Here is a 13035-nt window from a genome sequence, read left to right as displayed (position 1 = left end):
AAAAAACCCATGGTGGGGCACTGGCATGCAATTTGCTCCCTTGTGAGGCAGGTTGCCTTGGCAGAGTATTCGCGCCGGCATCACCCACATTCTAAGGGCATCCACTACTAAGCCCGAAGCCACCCGGAGGACACTATGTCGAAGTCGGTTCAACTCATCAAAGATCATGACGTCAAGTGGATTGATCTGCGCTTCACGGACACCAAAGGCACTCAGCACCACGTGACCATGCCGGCTCGCGACGCGCTGGATGAAGCTTTCTTCGAAGAAGGCAAAATGTTCGACGGTTCCTCCATCGCTGGCTGGAAAGGCATCGAAGCTTCCGACATGATCCTGCTGCCGGACGACAGCACTGCCGTTCTCGACCCGTTCACCGAAGACCCAACGCTGATCATCGTGTGCGACGTCATCGAGCCGTCGACCATGCAAGGCTACGATCGCGACCCACGTGCGATCGCCAAGCGTGCCGAGGAATACCTGAAATCCACCGGTATCGGCGACACCGTATTCGTTGGCCCGGAGCCTGAGTTCTTCATCTTCGACCAAGTGAAGTTCAAGTCCGACATCTCCGGCTCGATGTTCAAAATCTTCTCCGAACAAGGTTCCTGGATGTCCGACCAGGACATCGAAGGCGGCAACCACGGCCACCGTCCAGGTATCAAAGGCGGTTACTTCCCGGTTCCACCGTTCGACCACGACCACGAAATCCGTACCTCCATGTGCAACGCCATGGAAGAAATGGGTCTGGTCATCGAAGTTCACCACCACGAAGTGGCAACTGCCGGTCAGAACGAAATCGGTGTGAAGTTCAACACCCTGGTCGCCAAGGCTGACGAAGTTCAGACCCTGAAGTACTGCGTGCACAACGTTGCTGTCGCTTACGGCCGCACCGCGACCTTCATGCCTAAGCCTCTGTACGGCGATAACGGTTCGGGTATGCACGTTCACTTGTCCATCGCCAAAGATGGCAAGAACACCTTCGCTGGCGAAGGCTATGCCGGCCTGTCCGACACCGCCCTGTACTTCATCGGTGGCATCATCAAGCACGGCAAGGCCCTGAACGGCTTCACCAACCCGTCGACCAACTCCTACAAGCGTCTGGTCCCAGGTTTCGAAGCGCCGGTAATGCTGGCCTACTCGGCTCGCAACCGTTCCGCTTCGATCCGTATTCCTTACGTGTCCAGCCCGCGCGCTCGCCGTATCGAAGCCCGCTTCCCGGATCCGGCAGCCAACCCGTACCTGGCCTTCGCAGCCCTGGTAATGGCTGGCCTGGACGGCATCCAGAACAAGATCCACCCTGGCGACGCAGCTGACAAAAACCTGTACGACCTGCCGCCTGAAGAGGCGAAAGAGATCCCACAAGTTTGCGGCAGCCTGAAAGAAGCCCTGGAAGAGCTGGACAAAGGTCGTGCGTTCCTGACCAAAGGCGGCGTGTTCTCCGATGACTTCATCGACGCTTACATCGCTCTGAAAAGCGAAGAAGAAATCAAAGTACGTACCTTCGTACACCCACTGGAATATGAGCTGTACTACAGCTGCTGATCCGGTAGCGCCTGCGAAAGCGGCGTGACAAAAAGAGGCCTCCTTCGGGAGGTCTTTTTTATGCCCACGATTTGGCCGTCAACAAAGAACCCTGTGGGACCGGTCTTGCCCGCGATAGCGTCGGCACACCCAACAGTAATGTTGGCTGATACACCGATATCGCGGGCAAGCCCGCTCCCACAGGGATTTGTGGTGTTTGGAAGATCTCTGTAAATCATGCCCAAATGTTAACGAGCTGGGTCAATCGCAACCCCCTGACCTATGCTGCAACCCAACGCTTTCGTTTCTGGTCGATTTTATGGGTCGTGGTTTTCTTTTGATGTTGCTGCTGATCGCCCTGCCCGCCGCAGCGCAGATCTATAAGTACACCGACGCCTCCGGCAACACCGCCTACAGCAATCAACCACCCGATGGCGTCAAGGCTCAGCCGGTCGAACTGCCACCGCTCAACAGCGTTGAGCGCCAGACGCCTCCTGCACCCGCTGCCGAAGCCAGCAACCGCGAACAGCCGCGCAGCGCCTATGAGGTGCTGGAGTTGACCGGTTTACCCACCGAAGAGGCCCTGCGCGCCAACAACGGCACGTTCACCGTCAGCGTCATGATCAAACCGCGCCTTCAAGCGCCGCACCTGTTCAGGTTGCTGCTGGATGATCAACCCTACGGGCAGTCGAGCAACGTACCGATTCTGCAGCTGGTGAACATTGACCGTGGCGAACATAGCCTCGCGGTGCAGGTGATTGATGGCGAGAACCTCGTTCAGCAGAGCCCGACAGTGACCTTCACCGTGCAACGGGTGCATAAGCCATGAGGTTATGGCTGCTGATCACCTGCCTGATCGCGCTGCCGGTAACGGCCGAGGTCTTTACCTACGTCGACGCTCACGGCAATCGTGTCTACACCGACCAGCCAGGCCCGGGCAATGCCAAGCGTGTGCCGCTGGCGACGAGCAATCGCATGACCGCCAACCCGACAGGCGCGCGCCCCGTGATTGCCGAGCAGAAGAATGAAGAGCGGCTGTTGTTCCACTACGACATGCTCCGCGTGCTGGTCCCGGAACCGGACGCTACGGTCCGTAGCAATGCCGGTGAGTTGATCGTCAGCGTTACCAACGAACCCGGCCTGCAACGGGGCCATCGCTACCGATTGTTGCTCGATGGCCAACCCACTGCCGAGCCCGGCCTCAGTCCGGTGTTTGCCCTGAGCAACATCGACCGTGGCAGCCACAACCTGTCCGTGGAAATCCTCGACGAACAAGGCCGCACCGTCGAACGCACGGCCAATCAACCGTTCCAGATGCTGCGCATTTCCCTCGCGCAGAAACGCAAGGTCAACCCCTGCACCCTCACCGACTACGGCCAACGGCCGGAATGTCCGCTCAAAGACAAACCCGAAGAAGAAAAAAATCCGTTCCTGCGTTTCTTCTAACCTTGTTCAGGTTTGCGCACTATATTGGTGCAATAGGTTGCACCGTTCCCACATCTCAACCCATTTTGGTTCGAAAGTACCCGCAAAAGCTGGCAGAACGCCACGCAAGCGAGCGTCAAACGCCCGTTTCAGGCCTTAAACGCTTCTTTTCGGAGCCTTGGTTTGGTTTTTGCATTTTCCTCGTATAGGCGCGTTATCCACGCGCATGCCCTGCTCCAAAAGAGGTCCTAATGACCATCAGTGACGCACTGCATCGTCTGCTTCTCGACAACCTGACCACCGCCACTATTCTGCTCGACGCCGAACTGCGCCTCGAGTACATGAACCCGGCGGCGGAGATGCTCCTGGCCATCAGCGGTCAGCGCAGCCATGGGCAGTTCATCAGCGAGTTGTTCACCGAATCTACCGAAGCGCTGAATTCCCTGCGTCAGGCAGTCGAGCAGGCGCACCCGTTCACCAAGCGCGAAGCGATGCTCACCGCCCTCACCGGCCAGACGCTGACTGTCGACTACGCGGTAACACCGATCCTGGCCAACGGCGTCACGATGCTGCTGCTGGAAGTCCATCCCCGTGACCGCTTGCTGCGGATCACCAAGGAAGAGGCGCAGTTGTCGAAGCAGGAAACCAGCAAGATGCTGGTGCGCGGCCTCGCTCACGAGATCAAGAATCCGCTGGGCGGGATTCGCGGCGCCGCACAACTGCTCGCCCGTGAACTGCCGGAAGAAAGCCTGCGCGATTACACCAACGTCATCATTGAAGAAGCCGACCGCCTGCGAAACCTCGTGGACCGCATGCTCGGCTCCAACAAACTGCCGTCACTGGCCATGTGCAACATTCACGAAGTACTCGAACGCGTCTGCCATCTGGTGGAAGCCGAAAGCCAGGGCTGCATCACTTTGGTGCGCGACTACGACCCAAGCATTCCCGACGTGTTGATCGATCGTGAACAAATGATTCAGGCCGTGCTGAACATCGTGCGCAATGCGATGCAAGCCATCAGCAGCCAGAACGAGCTGCGCCTGGGCCGCATCAGCCTGCGCACCCGCGCCATGCGTCAGTTCACCATCGGCCACGTGCGCCATCGCCTGGTGACCAAGATCGAAATCATCGACAACGGCCCCGGCATTCCCGCGGACCTGCAAGAAACCATCTTCTTTCCCATGGTCAGCGGCCGCCCGGACGGTACCGGGCTGGGCCTGGCCATTACCCAGAACATCATCAGCCAGCACCAGGGCTTGATCGAATGTGACAGCCACCCAGGCCACACCACTTTCTCGATCTTTCTGCCACTGGAACAAGGAGCCACATCGACATGAGCCGTAGTGAAACCGTGTGGATCGTCGATGACGACCGTTCTATCCGTTGGGTCCTGGAAAAAGCCTTGCAGCAGGAAGGCATGACCACGCAAAGCTTCGACAGCGCCGATGGCGTGATGAGCCGCCTGGCGCGCCAGCAGCCGGACGTGATCATCTCCGACATCCGCATGCCGGGTGCCAGCGGTCTGGACCTTCTGGCGCGGATTCGCGAGCAACACCCACGACTGCCAGTGATCATCATGACTGCGCACTCCGATCTGGACAGCGCTGTCGCGTCCTATCAGGGTGGCGCATTCGAGTACCTGCCAAAACCGTTCGACGTTGACGAAGCGGTATCGCTGGTCAAGCGCGCCAACCAGCACGCTCAGGAACAGCAAGGTCTGGAAGTCCCGGTCGCCTTGACCCGCACCCCGGAAATCATCGGCGAAGCGCCGGCGATGCAGGAAGTGTTTCGCGCCATCGGGCGCTTGAGCCACTCCAACATCACCGTGCTGATCAACGGCGAGTCCGGTACCGGCAAAGAACTGGTGGCCCACGCCCTGCACCGTCACAGCCCACGGGCGGCGTCGCCATTCATCGCCCTGAACATGGCGGCGATTCCGAAGGACCTGATGGAATCCGAGCTGTTCGGTCATGAGAAAGGCGCATTTACCGGCGCAGCCAACCTGCGTCGCGGGCGCTTTGAGCAGGCGGACGGCGGCACGCTGTTCCTCGATGAAATCGGCGACATGCCGGCGGACACCCAGACTCGCTTGCTGCGCGTACTGGCCGACGGCGAGTTCTACCGCGTCGGCGGTCATACGCCGGTGAAAGTTGACGTGCGCATCATCGCCGCGACGCACCAGAATCTGGAAACCCTGGTGCATGCCGGGAAGTTCCGTGAGGACTTGTTCCACCGCCTGAACGTGATCCGCATCCACATCCCACGGCTGTCGGACCGTCGCGAAGACATCCCGACCCTGGCCAAGCACTTCCTCAGCCGCGCCGCGCAAGAACTGGCGGTGGAACCGAAGCTGCTGAAAAGCGAGACCGAGGAATACCTGAAAAACCTGCCGTGGGGCGGCAACGTGCGTCAGCTGGAGAACACTTGCCGCTGGATCACGGTGATGGCTTCGGGCCGCGAAGTGCACATCAGCGACCTGCCGCCAGAGCTGCTGAGCCTGCCGCAGGATTCGGCGCCGGTGACCAACTGGGAGCAAGCGCTGCGTCAGTGGGCTGACCAGGCGTTGGCTCGCGGTCAGTCGAGCCTGCTCGACAGCGCTGTGCCGGCCTTCGAACGGATCATGATCGAGACCGCCCTGAAACACACCGCCGGGCGTCGTCGCGATGCTGCGGTTTTGCTGGGCTGGGGGCGTAATACCCTGACGCGCAAGATCAAGGAATTGGGGATGAAGGTGGATGGTGGGGATGATGATGAGGGGGATGAGGGCTAATTAGCCTCTAACTCTTCGCCGACAGTAAGATCCATTCGCGGGCAAGCCTCGCTCCTACAGGTCATACGCCATTTTTCGACATTGGCGCACGACCTGAGCGAGGCTTGCCCGCGATGCTTTTGGGGCCGAGTGCACCGCCGCAATGCACCGTGAACCGCAATCGCGCACGGTGGCTGATTGAAAGTCCCGCCTGCGTTCGCAATCGAACCCCTACCGAAAAAACACGAAAGCCCCGCAATACGGGGCTTTCAGCATTCCAGCGCAGCTTTCTGTTTCAACTTGTTAAAACCTGGCACGCCCCCTGCAATAGTCCATTCAGTGATTCAGTTCACTACCCGGTTTCGGGGACCTTGGTACAGGCAGGCCGGGGATTCCCCTCTTTACATCGGGCTCACACCGCACTTGCGACGAGCCCAACCCGTTTTGGGGCCCTTGATACAGGCAGGTCAGGGGTTCCTTCTTTACACCGGGCTCGACGCAATGCGCGAGCCCTGCCGTTTTGGGAACCTTGGTACAGGCAGGCCGGGGATTCCCTCTTTTATTGCTCCCGGAGATGGATCTCCAGCCGCCAGCGGTCATCGACCTCGCTACCGGTCCACTCGCCCTGCAGTGGCCGGGCTGCCACTACCGTCAGCAACAACCCTCCATCACTCAAGCGCGTCCGCCAGTTCACGACCTTGTCGTTGAGCTTGAGCTGACCTTTCTGCGCCTTGCCTTGCGCTTCGAACAGCAACGCGAGGCTGCCATCGACGAACTCGCCATGGGTCTTGGGTTCATTGTTGAACCACACCACCAGCCCATCGGCCGTCACCTCGACCTGTTGCAATTCGCTGGGGTCAGGCGTGGTCAGACGACCGATCATCAGCCCCACCATCAGTCCGACAATCGCCAGCGAAGCCATTACGCGCGGTAATAGTTTCGAACGTGGATCGACTGGCGGCGTAGAATGCCCGCCATCATTACCTTCGGAGCCGTGCATGTTTCACGTCATCCTCTTTCAACCAGAAATTCCGCCGAATACCGGCAACGTTATCAGGCTGTGCGCCAACAGTGGCTGCCACCTGCATTTGATCGAACCGCTGGGCTTCGAGATGGACGACAAGCGCCTGCGCCGGGCCGGCCTCGACTACCACGAGTATGCCACCCTGCAACGCCACGCGGACCTCGCCAGCTGCCTGGAGAGTCTCGGTCATCCACGGCTGTTCGCCTTTACCACCAAGGGCTCGCGACCGTTTCACGATGCCAGTTTTGCCGAGGGCGACGCATTCCTGTTCGGCCCGGAAAGCCGTGGTTTGCCAGCCGAGGTGCTCGATGCACTGCCCGGCGAACAACGCCTGCGCTTGCCGATGCGTGAAGGCTGCCGCAGCCTGAACCTGTCGAACACCGTGGCGGTTGCCGTCTACGAAGGCTGGCGCCAACTCGGATTCAAGTAACCCGATGATCTTTTTCGCCTGACAGAAACAATCGCGGGCAAGCCCGCTCCCACAAGTTTTGCACAATCCTGTGGGAGCGGGCTTGCCCGCGATTTTCAGCAGCGCAGCTTACTGAACGGTCGGAGTCTCGCCAGCCGCCTGCATGCGTTGCAGTTCTTGTGCGTACAGCGCGTCGAAGTTCACTGGAGCCAGCATCAGGGCCGGGAACGAACCGCGGGTCACCAGGCTGTCCAGGGTTTCGCGAGCGTACGGGAACAGGATGTTCGGGCAGAACGCGCCGAGGGTGTGGCTCATCGAAGCGTCGTCCAGGTTCTTGATCAGGAAGATCCCGGCCTGTTGCACTTCAGCGATGAACGCCACTTCGCCGTTCTCACCGTTTTTCACGGTGACGGACAAGGTCAGCACGACTTCGTGGAAGTCGCCTTCCAGGGCCTTTTGACGGGTGTTCAGATCCAGACCGACGCTCGGTTCCCACTGCTGGCGGAAGATGGCCGGGCTTTTCGGGGCTTCGAAGGACAAGTCACGTACGTAGATGCGCTGCAAGGAGAATTGCGGTGCGGTTTCTTCTTCGCTAGCTGCAGTGTTCTGTTGGTCAGTCATCTCAGATCCTTTCTGATCTTGGGGTCTTATAGGGAAGGCATTCAGGCCTTGAGCATGGCGTCGAGCTTGCCAGCGCGCTCAAGGGCGAACAAATCATCACAACCACCCACGTGGGTGCTGCCGATCCAGATCTGCGGCACGGACGTCCGTCCGGCCTTCTGAGCCATGGCGGCACGCACCTGCGGCTTGCCATCGACCTTGATCTCTTCGAAGGCCACGCCTTTGTTCTCGAGCAGGTATTTGGCTCGCGAACAGTAAGGGCAGTAATCGCTGGAATAGACGACGACGTTGCTCATTTCACTTCACCAGCGGCAGGTTGTCGCCTTTCCAGCTGGAAATACCGCCGGAGAGCTTGGCGGCGGTGAAGCCGGACTTCATCAGTTCGCGGGCATGAGTGCCAGCAGTCTGGCCCATGGCGTCGACCAGGATGATGGTCTTGGCCTTGTGCTTTTCCAGTTCGCCGACGCGAGCAGTCAGTTTGTCGTGAGGAATGTTCACCGCGCCAACAATGTGACCGGCGGCGAAGTCCTTGTTCGAACGAATGTCGATCACAACGCCCGCGTCCTTGTTGACCAGCCCGGTCAGTTCACCGGTGCTCAGGCTGCGGCCGCCGCCTTGCATCTGATAAGCGATCAGCAACGCCAGCAGTACGACGAAGATACCGACGAGCAGATAGTGGTTAGTGGCAAATTCAATCAGGTGAGCAACCATCGAAGGAGGTTCCAGGGCGTTAAAATGTCGGCCAGTATACACAGCCACTATGGTGGGCCAAACCCCGTCCGGCGGTGACGTGGATTGAACTTGCCTTTAAACTGCCACTCCCTTTTCCATCGCCCTCTATTAACTCAGCCACGAGTGGAATCCATGACTACCACGCCTAAACCTTTGGTCCTGATTATTCTCGACGGCTTCGGTCACAGTGAGAGCCCTGAATCCAACGCCGTGTTTGCGGCGAAAAAGCCCGTACTGGACCGCTTGTGGGCCACTGTGCCGAACGGCCTGATCTCTGGCAGCGGCATGGATGTCGGCCTGCCGGACGGCCAGATGGGCAACTCCGAAGTCGGCCACATGAACCTTGGCGCTGGTCGCGTGGTGTATCAAGACTTCACCCGCGTGACCAAATCGATCCGCGACGGCGAGTTTTTCGAGAACCCGACTATCTGCGCCGCTGTGGATAAAGCCGTTGCTGCCGGCAAAGCCGTGCACTTTATGGGCCTGCTGTCCGATGGCGGCGTTCACAGCCACCAGGATCACCTGGTTGCCATGGCCGAACTGGCTTTCAAGCGCGGCGCCGAAAAAATCTACCTGCACGCCTTCCTCGATGGCCGCGACACACCGCCGAAAAGCGCCCAATCGTCCATTGAACTGCTCGATGCGACCTTCCAGGCCCTCGGCAAAGGCCGGATCGCCAGCATTGTCGGGCGTTACTTCGCCATGGACCGCGACAACCGTTGGGACCGCGTGTCCCAGGCCTACAACCTGATCGTCGACGGCAATGGCGAATTCAACGCCGCCACCGCACAGGAAGGCCTGCAAGCCGCTTACGAACGTGGCGAGAGCGACGAATTCGTCAAAGCCACCTCCATCGGCGAGCCGGTGAAAGTCGAAGACGGCGACACCGTGGTCTTCATGAACTTCCGCGCTGACCGCGCCCGCGAACTGACCCGCGTGTTCGTCGAGGACGGTTTCAAGGAATTCGAACGCGCACGCCAGCCGAAACTGGCCGGTTTCGTGATGCTGACCCAATACGCCGCCAGCATTCCCGCGCCATCGGCCTTCGCCGCCGGCAGCCTGGACAACGTGCTGGGCGACTACCTGGCGAAAAACGGCAAGACCCAACTGCGTATCGCTGAGACCGAGAAGTACGCCCACGTGACCTTCTTCTTCTCCGGCGGTCGTGAAGAACCGTTCCCGGGCGAAGAGCGCATCCTGATCCCGTCGCCGAAAGTCGCCACCTATGACTTGCAGCCCGAGATGAGCGCCCCGGAAGTCACCGACCGCATCGTCGACGCCATCGAAAACCAGCGTTACGACGTGATCGTGGTCAACTACGCCAACGGCGACATGGTCGGCCACAGCGGCGTGTTTGATGCAGCGGTGAAAGCCGTCGAATGCCTGGACCTGTGCGTTGGCCGTATCGTCGATGCGCTGGACAAGGTGGGTGGCGAAGCGCTGATCACGGCCGACCACGGTAACGTCGAGCAAATGTCCGATGAATCCACTGGCCAGGCTCATACCGCTCACACGACCGAGCCGGTGCCGTTCATTTATGTCGGCAAGCGTGATTACAAGGTGCGTGATGGCGGTGTGCTGGCGGATGTGGCGCCGACCATGTTGATGCTGCTGGGGATGGAAAAGCCTTCTGAAATGACCGGCACTTCGATTCTGGTGTAAACCGGTCGCTCAAACACCGCCAAAACCCTGTGGGAGCGAGCTTGCTCGCGATAGCAATCTAACAGCCAACATCACTGTTGAATGTCAGGATGCCATCGCGAGCAAGTTCGCTCCCACATTGGTTTTGGGGTGTTTTGCGAAGTAACTCTGCCCCGGTTATCACACAACCCCAATTGGGCGTTTTTTTTGCGGCGCTTGGCGGGCATACTAGGCCGTCCCTTTCCCTGGTGTCGCCCGCCTCTATGCTTCGCGTCCTGATAGCCCTTGCTCTGACATGCCTGCTCCAACCGGCCTTCGCTGACGAGCGCGCGCAAACCCAACAACAGTTGGACGCCACGCGTCAGGACATTGCCGAGCTGAAAAAACTGCTGGGCAAGCTGCAGGAAGAAAAATCCGGTGTGCAGAAAGATCTCAAAGGCACCGAGACCGAGATGGGCAAGCTCGAGAAGCAGGTCGATACCCTGCAAAAAGAGCTGAAGAAAAGCGAATCCGAGCTGCAGCGACTCGATGGTGAGAAAAAAAAACTCCAGAGCGCGCGCACTGAACAGCAACGACTGATCGCCATTCAGGCCCGTGCGGCCTACCAGAACGGCCGGCAGGAGTACTTGAAGCTGTTGCTGAACCAGCAGAATCCGGAAAAATTCGCCCGCACCCTCACCTATTACGACTACCTGAGCCAGGCCCGCCTGGAGCAGCTGAAGAATTTCAACGAAACCCTGCGCCAACTGGCCAATGTCGAAAAAGACATCGCCTTGCAGCAGGCGCAATTGCTAGTGCAGAAAAGCAGCCTCGACAGCCAGCGCGACGAGCTCGACAAGGTTCGCAAGGAGCGCCAGCAAGTCCTGGCCAAGCTGAGCGACGACGTGAAGGCTCGCGATCAGAAGCTGGCCGCCCGCGAGCAGGATCAGGCAGACCTGTCTAAAGTCCTTAAAACCATCGAAGAAACCCTGGCCCGCCAGGCTAGAGAGGCTGAAGAAGCGCGCCAAAAAGCGCTCATCGCCCAGCAGGAAGCCGAAAAAAAGCGTTTACGTGAGGCTCAGGAACTGGCGGATGCCACGACTGATGCCCCACGCAAACCCGTTAAATCGACACCTGGCGCACTGGTTTCAAGTTCAGGCGAGACCTTCGGCGGCGCTTTTGCTTCAACTCGCGGCAAACTTCCATGGCCCGTCGATGGTCGACTGCTGGCACGCTTCGGTGAATCCCGTGGCGATGATGTCCGTACCAAGTGGGACGGCGTGATGATCAGCGCCTCTGCCGGCAGCCAGGTGCACGCCGTGCATGGCGGTCGCGTGGTGTTTGCCGACTGGCTGCGTGGCGCCGGGCTGCTAGTGATTCTCGACCACGGCAACGGTTTTTTGAGTCTTTATGGTCACAACCAGACGCTGCTCAAGTCTGCGGGTGACGTGGTAAAAGCCGGTGAGTCCATCTCCACTGTCGGTAGCAGTGGCGGGCAGGACACACCAGCGCTGTATTTCGCTATTCGTCAGCAGGGTCACCCGAGTGATCCGGCGCAATGGTGCCGCGCGCAAGGATAGGCGTTGAGTCACCTACATTAGGAGTTCGTTCGACATGCTGCATTTGTCCCGCCTTACCTCGCTGGCCCTGACGATCGCCCTGGTGATCGGCGCGCCTCTGGCGTTCGCCGCTCAGCCGGCCCCGGCTGTCGCGCCTGCGGGTACTGCCGCGACCACCAAGGCGCCGTTGCCTCTGGAAGAGTTGCGCACCTTCGCCGAGGTCATGGATCGGATCAAGGCAGCCTATGTCGAGCCCGTGGACGACAAGACCCTGCTGGAAAATGCCATCAAAGGCATGCTCAGTAACCTCGATCCGCACTCCGCCTATCTGGGCCCGGAAGATTTCGCTGAATTGCAGGAAAGCACCAGCGGCGAATTCGGCGGCCTGGGCATCGAAGTCGGCGCCGAAGACGGCTTCATCAAAGTGGTTTCGCCCATCGATGACACCCCGGCCTCCAAGGCTGGCATTCAGGCGGGCGATTTCATCGTCAAGATCAACGGCCAGCCGACCCGCGGCCAGAGCATGACCGAAGCCGTGGACAAGATGCGCGGCAAGATCGGCCAGAAGATCACCCTGACCCTGGTGCGCGACGGCGGTACACCGTTCGACGTAACCCTGTCCCGCGCCATCATTCAAGTGAAGAGCGTCAAGGCTCAGTTGCTTGAGTCGGGCTACGGCTACATCCGCATCACCCAGTTCCAGGTCAAGACCGGCGAGGAAGTCTCCAAGGCCTTGGCCAAGTTGCGCAAGGACAACGGCAAAAAGCTCAATGGCATCATTCTCGACCTGCGCAACAACCCGGGCGGCGTGCTGCAATCGGCGGTGGAAGTGGTCGACCACTTCATCACCAAGGGCCTGATCGTTTACACCAAGGGCCGCATCGCCAACTCCGAGCTGCGCTTCTCTGCCACCGGCAAAGACGAAAGCGAAGCCGTGCCAATGGTTGCCCTGATCAACGGCGGCAGCGCCTCGGCCTCGGAAATTGTCGCCGGCGCCTTGCAGGATCAGAAACGCGCAGTGGTCATGGGCACCACCAGTTTCGGCAAAGGCTCGGTACAAACCGTCTTGCCGCTGAACAACGAGCGCGCACTGAAGATCACCACGGCGCTGTACTACACGCCGAACGGCCGCTCGATCCAGGCCCAGGGTATCGTTCCGGACATCGAAGTGCGCAAGGCCAAGATCACCAACGAGCAGGACGGCGAGTACTTCAAGGAAGCCGACCTGCAAGGTCACCTGGGCAATGGCAATGGCGGCGCCGACAAACCGACCCGTGCCGGCGGCAAAGCCAAGGCCATGCCACAAGATGACGATTACCAACTGGCCCAGGCGCTGAGCCTGCTTAAAGGGCTGAGCATCACCTCCGGTCGCTGA

General features: G+C 59.6%; 13 protein-coding genes. 9 read left to right on the top strand and 4 right to left on the bottom strand.

Going from position 1 to position 13035, the window contains the following annotated elements; translation table 11 throughout:
* Positions 1 to 135: 135 nt before the first annotated feature.
* The 5 genes from glnA (at position 136) to ntrC (ending at position 5716) form a co-directional block, all read left to right on the top strand.
* On the top strand, positions 136 to 1542 hold the full coding sequence (gene glnA / locus ACYZTY_RS30690; protein WP_131061256.1) for a glutamate--ammonia ligase: 1407 nt from the start codon (positions 136 to 138) through the stop codon (positions 1540 to 1542).
* Positions 1543 to 1840: 298 nt separating this feature from the next.
* Complete coding sequence (locus ACYZTY_RS30685; RefSeq protein ID WP_461956743.1) at positions 1841 to 2350, top strand: DUF4124 domain-containing protein; 510 nt, start codon at positions 1841 to 1843, stop codon at positions 2348 to 2350.
* On the top strand, positions 2347 to 2967 hold the full coding sequence (locus tag ACYZTY_RS30680; RefSeq protein WP_461956742.1) for a DUF4124 domain-containing protein: 621 nt from the start codon (positions 2347 to 2349) through the stop codon (positions 2965 to 2967). Before ACYZTY_RS30685 ends, ACYZTY_RS30680 begins: the two co-directional genes overlap by 4 nt.
* A 230-nt stretch (positions 2968 to 3197) precedes the next feature.
* The gene (gene glnL, locus ACYZTY_RS30675; protein WP_461956741.1) at positions 3198 to 4283 is read left to right on the top strand and encodes a nitrogen regulation protein NR(II); all 1086 of its coding nucleotides are present in this window, start codon (positions 3198 to 3200) and stop codon (positions 4281 to 4283) included.
* Positions 4280 to 5716: a nitrogen regulation protein NR(I) gene (gene ntrC / locus ACYZTY_RS30670; protein ID WP_461956740.1), complete on the top strand. Its 1437-nt coding sequence runs from the start codon at positions 4280 to 4282 to the stop codon at positions 5714 to 5716. The genes glnL and ntrC overlap by 4 nt, the downstream gene beginning before the upstream one ends.
* Before the next feature lie 538 nt (positions 5717 to 6254).
* Here ntrC and ACYZTY_RS30665 read toward each other — a convergent pair.
* Positions 6255 to 6695: a hypothetical protein gene (locus tag ACYZTY_RS30665; RefSeq protein WP_461956739.1), complete on the bottom strand. Its 441-nt coding sequence runs from the start codon at positions 6693 to 6695 to the stop codon at positions 6255 to 6257.
* Between ACYZTY_RS30665 and ACYZTY_RS30660 the strand changes: the two genes are divergently transcribed.
* Positions 6694 to 7149 carry a tRNA (cytidine(34)-2'-O)-methyltransferase gene (locus tag ACYZTY_RS30660; protein ID WP_007949025.1) on the top strand — a complete coding sequence of 152 codons (456 nt, stop codon included), beginning with the start codon at positions 6694 to 6696 and terminating at the stop codon, positions 7147 to 7149. The two genes, ACYZTY_RS30665 and ACYZTY_RS30660, sit on opposite strands and share 2 nt — an antisense overlap.
* 108 nt (positions 7150 to 7257) lie before the next feature.
* Here the strand turns inward: ACYZTY_RS30660 and secB are convergent, their stop codons facing one another.
* From secB to ACYZTY_RS30645, 3 genes are read right to left on the bottom strand one after another with little or no spacing between them, the layout of a single operon-like run.
* Positions 7258 to 7749 (bottom strand): protein-export chaperone SecB, encoded by a 492-nt coding sequence (gene secB, locus ACYZTY_RS30655; protein ID WP_027922165.1) that lies wholly within the window; start codon positions 7747 to 7749, stop codon positions 7258 to 7260.
* 41 nt (positions 7750 to 7790) lie between these two features.
* A complete protein-coding gene (gene grxC, locus ACYZTY_RS30650; RefSeq protein ID WP_008149430.1) occupies positions 7791 to 8045 on the bottom strand; it encodes a glutaredoxin 3 in 255 nt (84 codons plus the stop codon).
* A 1-nt stretch (position 8046) separates the two neighbouring features.
* A complete protein-coding gene (locus ACYZTY_RS30645; RefSeq protein ID WP_347802156.1) occupies positions 8047 to 8460 on the bottom strand; it encodes a rhodanese-like domain-containing protein in 414 nt (137 codons plus the stop codon).
* Between the two features lie 153 nt (positions 8461 to 8613).
* Between ACYZTY_RS30645 and gpmI the strand changes: the two genes are divergently transcribed.
* The 3 genes from gpmI (at position 8614) to ACYZTY_RS30630 (ending at position 13035) form a co-directional block, all read left to right on the top strand.
* Positions 8614 to 10143 carry a 2,3-bisphosphoglycerate-independent phosphoglycerate mutase gene (gene gpmI / locus ACYZTY_RS30640; protein WP_461956738.1) on the top strand — a complete coding sequence of 510 codons (1530 nt, stop codon included), beginning with the start codon at positions 8614 to 8616 and terminating at the stop codon, positions 10141 to 10143.
* 242 nt (positions 10144 to 10385) lie between these two features.
* Positions 10386 to 11681: a murein hydrolase activator EnvC family protein gene (locus ACYZTY_RS30635; protein WP_461956737.1), complete on the top strand. Its 1296-nt coding sequence runs from the start codon at positions 10386 to 10388 to the stop codon at positions 11679 to 11681.
* A 34-nt stretch (positions 11682 to 11715) separates the two neighbouring features.
* Positions 11716 to 13035 carry a S41 family peptidase gene (locus tag ACYZTY_RS30630; RefSeq protein ID WP_461956736.1) on the top strand — a complete coding sequence of 440 codons (1320 nt, stop codon included), beginning with the start codon at positions 11716 to 11718 and terminating at the stop codon, positions 13033 to 13035.

Source organism: Pseudomonas sp. LB1P83, from assembly GCF_054897885.1.
Note: the sequence above shows the minus strand (reverse complement) of the source record. Positions and strands in the feature narration are given on the sequence as shown.

Bases quoted from the DNA above. Each gene is read 5' to 3' on its own strand.
- glnA (WP_131061256.1), top strand. From the start codon at position 136: ATGTCGAAGTCGGTTCAACTCATCAAAGATCATGACGTCAAGTGGATT.
- ACYZTY_RS30685 (WP_461956743.1), top strand. From the start codon at position 1,841: ATGGGTCGTGGTTTTCTTTTGATGTTGCTGCTGATCGCCCTGCCCGCC.
- ACYZTY_RS30680 (WP_461956742.1), top strand. From the start codon at position 2,347: ATGAGGTTATGGCTGCTGATCACCTGCCTGATCGCGCTGCCGGTAACG.
- glnL (WP_461956741.1), top strand. From the start codon at position 3,198: ATGACCATCAGTGACGCACTGCATCGTCTGCTTCTCGACAACCTGACC.
- ntrC (WP_461956740.1), top strand. From the start codon at position 4,280: ATGAGCCGTAGTGAAACCGTGTGGATCGTCGATGACGACCGTTCTATC.
- ACYZTY_RS30660 (WP_007949025.1), top strand. From the start codon at position 6,694: ATGTTTCACGTCATCCTCTTTCAACCAGAAATTCCGCCGAATACCGGC.
- ACYZTY_RS30665 (WP_461956739.1), bottom strand. From the start codon at position 6,695: ATGCACGGCTCCGAAGGTAATGATGGCGGGCATTCTACGCCGCCAGTC.
- secB (WP_027922165.1), bottom strand. From the start codon at position 7,749: ATGACTGACCAACAGAACACTGCAGCTAGCGAAGAAGAAACCGCACCG.
- grxC (WP_008149430.1), bottom strand. From the start codon at position 8,045: ATGAGCAACGTCGTCGTCTATTCCAGCGATTACTGCCCTTACTGTTCG.
- ACYZTY_RS30645 (WP_347802156.1), bottom strand. From the start codon at position 8,460: ATGGTTGCTCACCTGATTGAATTTGCCACTAACCACTATCTGCTCGTC.
- gpmI (WP_461956738.1), top strand. From the start codon at position 8,614: ATGACTACCACGCCTAAACCTTTGGTCCTGATTATTCTCGACGGCTTC.
- ACYZTY_RS30635 (WP_461956737.1), top strand. From the start codon at position 10,386: ATGCTTCGCGTCCTGATAGCCCTTGCTCTGACATGCCTGCTCCAACCG.
- ACYZTY_RS30630 (WP_461956736.1), top strand. From the start codon at position 11,716: ATGCTGCATTTGTCCCGCCTTACCTCGCTGGCCCTGACGATCGCCCTG.